This window comes from uncultured Thermosynechococcus sp. (genome assembly GCF_937958135.1).
Classification (GTDB): Bacteria; Cyanobacteriota; Cyanobacteriia; order Thermosynechococcales; family Thermosynechococcaceae; genus Thermosynechococcus.
The window spans coordinates 1-3,686 of sequence record NZ_CALGOG010000099.1; the positions used below are offsets into that span (position 1 = coordinate 1).

At 56.3% G+C, this 3,686-nt stretch carries 2 protein-coding genes and 1 pseudogene; 1 reads left to right on the top strand and 2 read right to left on the bottom strand.

Annotated features, from left to right (window positions below; translation table 11 throughout):
* Both Q0711_RS11160 and aroB read right to left on the bottom strand, forming a co-directional pair.
* Positions 1–327 (bottom strand): annotated as a pseudogene (locus Q0711_RS11160) (hypothetical protein); the annotation flags it as partial.
* Positions 328–501: 174 nt separating this feature from the next.
* Positions 502–1,623: a 3-dehydroquinate synthase gene (aroB, locus tag Q0711_RS11165; RefSeq protein WP_366519123.1), complete on the bottom strand. Its 1,122-nt coding sequence runs from the start codon at positions 1,621–1,623 to the stop codon at positions 502–504.
* A 723-nt stretch (positions 1,624–2,346) separates the two neighbouring features.
* Between aroB and Q0711_RS11170 the strand changes: the two genes are divergently transcribed.
* Positions 2,347–3,686 (top strand): class I tRNA ligase family protein (locus tag Q0711_RS11170; RefSeq protein WP_299042604.1); only part of this gene is annotated, 1,340 nt, incomplete at its 3' end.

Below are 3,686 nucleotides of genomic sequence, written 5' to 3' on the forward strand. Positions count from 1 at the left end.
CAACAGGGAGCGATCCCCTCGCCGAAACCAAGCCTGGAACTCTTGCCAGCGCTGCCTTAGATCCCGACTGCGCAAAGTGTATAGGCCCAACATCACCAAGGAACCCACCAGCAGAGAAAGACTCAGCCGCCAATTCCAAAAAGCCAGTCCCAGCAGGGCTAACCCCGACAGAGCCAACACCCTCCACTGGGCACGTGGACCGCGCAAAGCCGAGACCACCAGCAGCGCGATTTGGGATCCCAGCTGAGCTGACCCTTGCCGGATCCGCCGCAGGTAGTCTGGCCAAGAGCCCTGACCAGAGGAGGGGCGACGCGAATAATCGTTCACAGACGGCAACTCCCAGAGCTTTGTCCTGTTCCGCTACTGGATCCTAGCTTGATCAGACTATCCCAAGGTTATGCAAATCATCTCTACTCAATGGTGCAGCCCCCTCCTGGCTTGACTGCAGCAGTCCTTCCAACGAATCCGGATATCCGGGACAGAAGTGAGGGACAGTACCGACTATGCAGCGGTGATTGCCTCTACAGCAGCCCGTACCTGATCCAGGTTGATCTGATCCGTGAGTTCCGCCTGACCGATGCGGCGCGGCAAAATAAAACGAACCCGCCCCTGCTTAACCTTTTTATCCGCCTGCATCGCTTGCACCACCGCTTCCCAAGGGATCCCAGTCGGCCACTGGCTAGGCAAACCGGCCCTTTCGATCAGGCGGCGTTGCCGCTCTGCCTCAGCAGCGCTCCACCACCCCATCTGTCGGGCAATCTCCCCTGCTGCCACCATACCCACGGCTACCGCTTCTCCATGCAAATAGCGGCGATAGTGGGTGATACTTTCCAGAGCATGCCCAAGAGTATGGCCATAGTTCAAGATGGCCCGCAAGCCCCCTTCTTTTTCATCCTGTTGCACCACCCAGGCTTTACACTCGGCAGAACGCACCAACAGGTGATGCAAATCTGCCGGGGCAAAGTCAGCATAGCGGCTCAGCTTAGGCCGCTCCTCCAGAAACTCAAACACATCCGGCGCCTGGATCACACCATATTTGATAACCTCGGCTAAGGCAGAGGAGAACTCCCGGGCAGGCAGGGTTTTCAGCACCGTTGGGTCAATCCACACCAGACGGGGTTGGTGAAAAGCCCCGATCAAATTTTTCCCTTTTGGGTGATTAACCCCGGTTTTGCCGCCAATAGCAGCATCCACCATCGCCAATAGAGAAGTGGGGACCTGCACAAAGGGGATCCCGCGCAGCCAGGTGGCTGCCGCAAACCCCGCCATATCTCCGATCACCCCACCCCCCAAGGCAATCATGCAAGAGGCGCGTTCCAACCCAGAGGCCAGGGCCGCGTCATAGATCTTGGCAAGGGAGCGGAGGGTTTTATAGCGCTCGCCAGCAGGCAACAAACACAGGTGAGGAATAAACCCTGCAGCCTGTAACCCTTGCATCAAAGGAGCAGCAAAGTGCTTGGCAATCAGCGGATGACTTACCACCAAAGCCTTGCCGGAAAGCCCCCGCGCCTGCATCTGGGATCCCAACTGGATCAGGCTGTGGCCGCTTGGTCCTTCAGGAGAATGGATGAGAATGTCATACTGGCTGCCGGGCAGCTTGACAGGAATGAGACAGGGATCCATCGGGGTACGGTAAAAGTTTGACTTACCCCCGCGACTACTGGCGCTACGCATGATGCTAAGCGTTCTTGGAACGGTGCACAGCCCTACCGCAGCAGCGGAACAAAGTCCTTAGTCAGGGGCATTCTGGCGAAAATACCTGTAAAACCCAGAGACTGCTGATTACTCAGGTTTGTATGATGCTCTACCTCAGGTGTAACGACAACTCTTGATCTTTGATGATTTTTGAGTTTTGACCGACTCCATTGAACCTTCAATCCAAATCCGCTATGCGTAGAGTTGCAAGACTATCCGCTCTTCCCCTGCCAAGACAGAATCACTGGCAACAGAGAAGAGCGGTCTAGCGGGCCTTCAACTGGAACCTGACTGCCGGGAGGAACTCCAAGCGAGCAAGAACATGAAGACTCTTCAGCAGGCCGAAGGATCTAAGTTCAAATCGTCAGAGAACAGCCCCGGCGCACAGCCGGCTGAACCCAACTTGATGACCCTTACAACTACTACTATCTGGCATTCGCAAAGCACCTCCCTTACTAGACGACACCCAAAGGTTAGCATAAATCCCTATGACGGGGTGCTTTCTGATAAGGTGGGTTCTCCACCCGATTGCAGAGGGCAGCGGAGAGAACATTCCTTTCCCGGCAACAGCGTAGGATAGAGAAGCGCCCTCTAACCTGTTTTGCCGTGGACTACAAAAGTACCCTCAACCTGCCGCAAACCGAGTTTTCCATGCGGGCAGAGGCGGCCAAGAAAGAGCCCGCCATCCAAGCCTTTTGGCAGAAAGAGCAAATTTACCAGCGTTTGTCCGAAAGCAACAGCGGGGATCCCTTTGTGCTGCATGATGGGCCGCCCTACGCCAATGGCGACATTCACATGGGCACCACCCTCAACAAAATCCTCAAGGACATCATCAACAAATACCAGCTTCTGCAGGGACGCAAGGTGCGCTATGTGCCTGGCTGGGATTGCCATGGATTGCCGATTGAGTTGAAGGTGTTGCAAAGCCTGCCCGCCCATGTGCGAGAAAAGCTCACCCCCTTAGAGCTGCGGCAAAAGGCCAAAGAATACGCCCTAGGCTATGTCGATACCCAACGGGCCAGCTTCAAACGCTTGGGGGTATGGGGAGCTTGGGATCAACCCTACCTAACCCTGAACCCGGAATACGAAGCTGCCCAGATTGAGGTGTTTGGGCAAATGGCCCTTAAAGGCTATATCTATCGCGGCCTCAAACCCGTCCATTGGAGCCCCAGTTCCCAGACGGCTTTGGCGGAAGCAGAGCTGGAGTACCCCGACAATCACATCTCCCGCAGCATCTATGTGGCTTTTCCTCTCAAAAGCCTCAGCCCGAGGGCCCAAGGGGTTTTGGCTCCCTATTGTCCGGGGCTGCGGGCTGCCATCTGGACCACCACCCCCTGGACCATTCCAGCTAACTTGGCCCTCTGCTTCAGCCCCAAACTCACCTACGCAGTGGTGGAGTCACCCAAGTTCGGGCTGCTCCTGATCGCGGCAGATCTGCGGCAGCGCCTGGAAAAGGTGTGGGAAACCCCTCTAGAGGTGAAGGCAACGTTACCGGGATCCGCGCTGGAACATTCCCAAGGCCAGCATCCCCTCTACGACCGCACCAGCCTCTGTGTTTTGGGGGACTATGTGACCACTGAATCGGGTACTGGCATTGTCCACACGGCTCCCGGACACGGGGAAGATGACTTCAAAACCGGGCAAAAATATGGCCTGCCCATCATTAGTCCCGTGGATGACCAGGGAAGATTTACCGCCGAGGCCGGGGAGCGTTTTGCCGGCTTGGATGTGCTCTCCCAAAAGCCTGAGTGCAGTGGCAATGAGGCGGTGATCCGCGCTCTGGAAGCAGCAGGTGCCCTCCTCAAGGAAGAACCCTACAACCACAAGTATCCCTATGATTGGCGCACCAAGGAGCCGACGATTTTCCGGGCCACGGAGCAGTGGTTTGCCTCGGTGGCCGGCTTCCGTGAGCAAGCTCTCAAAGCCATCAAACAGGTGAAATGGATCCCGGCCATTGGCGAAAACCGGATTACACCCATGGTGGCAGAACG